5 protein-coding genes are annotated in these 4,587 nt (G+C 62.1%); all 5 read right to left on the reverse strand.

Annotated elements, in window-relative coordinates; genetic code table 11:
- Positions 1 to 588 (reverse strand): Rv1363c family protein (locus ACR2JI_RS13775; protein ID WP_526390858.1); only part of this gene is annotated, 588 nt, incomplete at its 3' end.
- The gene (locus ACR2JI_RS13780) at positions 585 to 1,190 is read right to left on the reverse strand and encodes an Rv1363c family protein (protein ID WP_526390860.1); all 606 of its coding nucleotides are present in this window, start codon (positions 1,188 to 1,190) and stop codon (positions 585 to 587) included. The genes ACR2JI_RS13780 and ACR2JI_RS13775, both read right to left, overlap by 4 nt.
- Entirely contained in the window at positions 1,154 to 2,644 is a 1,491-nt protein-coding gene (locus ACR2JI_RS13785) for an MCE family protein (protein WP_526390862.1), read from the reverse strand. The genes ACR2JI_RS13780 and ACR2JI_RS13785 overlap by 37 nt, the downstream gene beginning before the upstream one ends.
- Before the next feature lies 1 nt (position 2,645).
- Complete coding sequence (locus tag ACR2JI_RS13790; protein ID WP_526390864.1) at positions 2,646 to 3,782, reverse strand: MCE family protein; 1,137 nt, start codon at positions 3,780 to 3,782, stop codon at positions 2,646 to 2,648.
- Positions 3,779 to 4,587, reverse strand: an 809-nt coding sequence (locus ACR2JI_RS13795; protein ID WP_526390866.1) for an Mce/MlaD family protein, incomplete at its 5' end; no start/stop codon positions are given. The genes ACR2JI_RS13790 and ACR2JI_RS13795, both read right to left, overlap by 4 nt.

A 4,587-nucleotide genomic window follows, 5' to 3' on the forward strand; every position in this document is an offset into this window, starting at 1 on the left:
GAACTTCGAGATCAGCCACCGACCGTCAACCTTCTCCAACCCCACGCTCACTGCGGAAGTCAAGGTTGTAGGGGCCGTCGAACCAACCGTGGTCGTCTGGTTGACGAACACCAGCGCGACGGCGTGCTTGGCGTTCGCCGACACCGAGGATGCGGCCGGCACCGTCGCGACGGCGTTGATCTTTTGTTGCTTGGCGCCGGGGATCACGACGTCCTCAGTCAGCGTGGTGTAGGAATTCCGAAAGTCACCAGTCAGCAGATCGCGGGCAGCGGCCAGCTGCTTGTCGACGTCTGCGGGGGTGTAAGAGAGCAGCGCGACCGTACCGTCGCGGGCCGCCTGTACCGATTCGACTCGTGCAGTCTGGGACTCGCGAATCGAGGAGTCCGCCCACTTAAGATAGCCCGCGATCATGAACAGGATCAGGGCCACCGCCTGCAGCACGACGGTTGCGATGCTCACCCAGTTGAATTCACGTCCACGACGCTGCGGTGCCTCGAGGACGTGTTCATCCTGGTCTGGCGGGATCGTCGTCATGGTGAGATCCCCGCCACCAGCCGAATCGTCATCGCTGAAGGTACCCGCGGTCATGGTACGAACTGTACGTTCGAGACCTTTGCTTGGTCGCCGATCTTTTGAACGTTGATACGCATGCGCCAGGCACGTGGGCTTGCTTCTTGCGCACCGCGATTGGTCGTCTTGACGGACACTGCCACGAGCACCTGTGCCTGATCGTCTGACGAGGATTCCAAACCGGCTCCGGTGACGGTTCCCACCGACTGCGACTGCGCCTGTTTGACTACTTCTACGAATGGCTGAGAGCGCTTTTCGAAGTCGTCATAGAACGCGCCGGTCGCTGATTCGAGAATGCGGTTGACATCCTTGTCGGCTTCCTGCCAGTTGATCGTGGTCAGGTTCACGGCACCTTGCCGCGCGACTTCCACGAAGAGGTTGTCCCGATCCCTTGCCTGCATCGATTCGAAGGTGCGGAACCCGAGGAAGCCGACGAGAGCCATTGCAGCGACGGCGATCAGAGCGCTGACCAGCATCGCCGTCCTGGCTGACGATATTCGGGGAGCGGAGATGTGTTCGTCGGCAGCGATCTCCGTGGCGCAATCCACTTCGCCGTCGATGTGGGCGGGCGGATCGGCATCGGTCAATTCGTCGCCGGCGGCAGCATCATGCTTTGCCATGTTTGCTCCTGAGGTGCGTTGATGGCCAGATCGGCCTGCGTGTGAACCTTCCCGTCGGGTCCCAGGTAGGTGCCGGTTGCCGGGTCGTACTCGGCGACCGCGATCGGCATTGGGGCCTCGACGGGACGTGGTGCTGCCAACGGTGGGCTGTCGCCCGGGTATCCCGGTGGGATGACGTCCCCGGGATTGAATTGCGGCACTCCCTGACCAGACAGGGTCGCGTTGGCGTCGCCCTTCCAGTCGAAGCCGTCATTCAGCGGGACGTACTGCTCATCGCTTTCGCACAGCTTGACCGTGGGAGCCCGCTTGCCGGGTCGCGTCTCACACGGGTAGTTCTTGGCTCCGCGGACATTATTCGGCGAATCCTGCGGAGTCCGGCAGTACAGGAGCCCCGCTGGCGAGTCCGGATAGTCGGTGAGCGCGGCACTGCGAATCTGTTGTGGCGGAAGGAATCCCGTGGTACACGGCTTCGGGAGGTTGATGTTGAGGTTGAAGCTGAGATTAGCGCCCATGTAAGCCTGCTTGGTTCCTCGATTAGGTACCAGTGTGCCCTGAATGATCTGGACCCCTTGGGGAATCATCACGAGAAGCTGTTCCAAGTCGTCGCGGTAGGCGATCGCCACGCCGGTGAGACCCGCGAGGTTCGCCAGCACCACCGGGAGTGTTGGTTGAACTCGATCGAACAGCGCGCGTATCTCCTCGGCCGCTGCCGGAGCGTTCTGCAGGACACCCCGAACCGCCGAGTCGTTGTCCTTTAAGGATGTGGTGATCGCGGCCAGGTGCGCAGCCCAGGCCTGCACGGAGTCAGCCGTGTCCGTTTGCGTGTCGAGGATCGGCCCGACGTTGTCGACCACGTTGGTGAGTTCGGCCAGGTTCTTCTTGGCGTCGATCGCCAGGTTGCTGCCACCCTCGAGGAAGCGTCCGATCTCGGGTCCGAGCCCACCGAACGCCAAGTAAGCCTCGTCGATGGTGGTCTTGAGGTTGTCGCGCGGGATGGCTTGCAGGCCTCGGTTCGTCGCGTCCAGCAATTCGTTGATGTCCGGAGGCGCGCTCGTATTCTCCCTGGTGATGACGTCACCCTGCTTCAGGGGCGCCGACGTGTCGTCGCGGGGCAGCAATTGGACGTATTGCTCGCCTACCGCGGAAACGCTGTGCACCTCGGCCTGCAGATCAGATGGGATCTTGAATTTCGAGTCCAGCGACAGCACTGCCTGGACGCCTGTCTCAGTGAGGGCGACGTCCTTGATGATGCCGACTTCGGTACCACGGTAAGTGACGTTCCCACGCGCATACAGCCCGCTGGCTTCGGGAAGTTGAAGAGTGACGGTGTAGCGGTTGATCCCGAAGAACAAACTGGGGACTTGGATGTAGCCGAACGCCATGATGGTCAGACCGACGAGCGAGACCACCAGAAAGATGCTGAGCTGAATTTTTGTGCGTGAAGTGATGTGCATGTCACGGCCCCTGATCGAAGTGGTAGGGAGCCACCAACGGGTTGCGTGCGGTGTACGGACTCGGCATCTGTCCGATTGTTCTACCCCACTGCAATTCGAGTTCGGTCAGCTGCCCCTCGAAGCGTGTCCCAGTCAGCAGACCCGCGTCCAAACGGCTCAACGTCAAGTCGACGACCGCGGTCAGGTTCGCATAGTCACCACGTAACCACTTGGACAAAGTGGCCTTCGGGAAGGGGAATGTGGAGATGAAGTCGAACGAACGGGTCAGCGCGGGGCCCGCATCGGCCAGGGATTTCAGCACGGGCCCGAGGTCTCTCAATTCCTTGACCAGATTCTCCTTGGTCTGGTTCACCGAATCCGCGGCCAGTGCTGAGAACTTGCCTAGCGAGTCCACCGCTTCCACCAGAACCTGGCGTTCGTCCTTTAATACCGCCAGCGCGTCTGGGATGGTCCTCAATGCCTTGTCAATCGTCGGCTTCTGTGCGGCAAGCTGCCCGACCAGATTATTGAGCCCATCGGTGGCAGCGATGATGTCGCCGCTCTGCTCGTTGAGGTGGGCGATGAAGGTGTCGAGTTGTCCGATCAGGCTGCGCAGGTCACCTTCGCGACCCATGAAGGCCGTGCTCAACGTGCGGGTGATCTCCTGAATCTCGCCGATGCCGCCCCCGTTCAGGAGGACCGACACCGCCGCCAGGGTCTGCTCTGTGGAGGGGACCGTGCTGGCATTGGCGAGCGGAATCAGGGAGCCCTCGTGCAGCCTGCCCTCGGGTGCGACGGCTGTGGGCGGCGCCAGCTCAACGTGCAATGAACCCAAGAGGCTGGTCTGGCCCAGCACGGCGGTGGCATTTGCAGGTAGGTCGACGTCGCCGTCCAGGGACAGCGTCAGCAGGGCGTGCCAGCCTTGGCGTTCGATCTTGACGACCTTTCCCACCGTGACGTCGCCCACGCGCACCCGTGAGTTGCGTTCGATGTTGTCGACCTCGGGTAGCTGGACTTGAATCTCGTAGGACCCGGCCCCGCTGCCTGCCGTCCCCGGCAGGGGAAGCGAATTGGCGCCCTGCCAATCGGCGCAACCCGACAGGCCCATAACCGTCGCTGCCATCCCCGCGACTGCGGACATAAGGCGTGTCCGCATCATGAACCGGCTCCGGTGGGGACCATGAGGCCGGCCAACCCCGCGTTGGGATCGGCTCGCACAGGCGGCGGGGCCGGCGGTCCGGGGTCCGGCACGGCTGGCACGAAGGGCGCATGGCCATCGTTGGGATCGGCGGACTCTCCGAAGTTGGTAAACGGCGCCCCGGCAGGCGGCAGCTGACTGGTCGCTCCATCCGGTGCAGGGGTCCCGGACGGCGGAATGTAGTCCGGACGTAGCCAGTCCTCGCTGTAGGTCAATTCGTTCGGACGGGCGGACTGTCCGATGAACAGATTCTCCCCGAGCGGCAAGCTGTTGTATTGGCGGTTCTTGACAATGGGCGCCAGGTACTGCACGCACAGCTTGGAAGCCTCTTCGGCACCAAGCTTCGATGCCGCCTGCACTGCCCCACAAATGAACTGCAGCGGGTTGGAGAGGAAGTTGGTCGACAGGATGCCCGTCAGCGCCCCCTGAGACGGCTGATAGATGTTCAGGAAGTTCGCGAACGCCGGGGTCGACGTATGGAGCACCTGCTTGATGTCATCAAGGCTCTCGTCGAGTGCCGTCGACACCGACGCGAGCTTGTCCGAGGTGGTACCTAGCGATTCGCGATTCTCGGCGACGAAGCTCTGGACATCCCCGACGACAGCATTAATGTCAGCGGTCGCGTGTCCCAGCTCGTTGGGCTGGTTGGACAACAGGCTGGTCGTCGCTGCGAAGTTCTGGTTGAGATTGCGCAGCAGATCCCGGCTGCTCTCAAGTGCATCCACCAATATCGACAGGTTCTTGACGGTGGTGAACAGGTCGTCGC

The organism is Mycobacterium sp. (genome assembly GCF_051006775.1).
Taxonomy (GTDB): domain Bacteria; phylum Actinomycetota; class Actinomycetes; order Mycobacteriales; family Mycobacteriaceae; genus Mycobacterium.

What these genes read in the sequence shown, in the direction of transcription:
- ACR2JI_RS13780 (WP_526390860.1), bottom strand. Translation starts at nt 1,190, where the DNA reads ATGGCAAAGCATGATGCTGCCGCCGGCGACGAATTGACCGATGCCGAT.
- ACR2JI_RS13785 (WP_526390862.1), bottom strand. Translation starts at nt 2,644, where the DNA reads ATGCACATCACTTCACGCACAAAAATTCAGCTCAGCATCTTTCTGGTG.
- ACR2JI_RS13790 (WP_526390864.1), bottom strand. Translation starts at nt 3,782, where the DNA reads ATGATGCGGACACGCCTTATGTCCGCAGTCGCGGGGATGGCAGCGACG.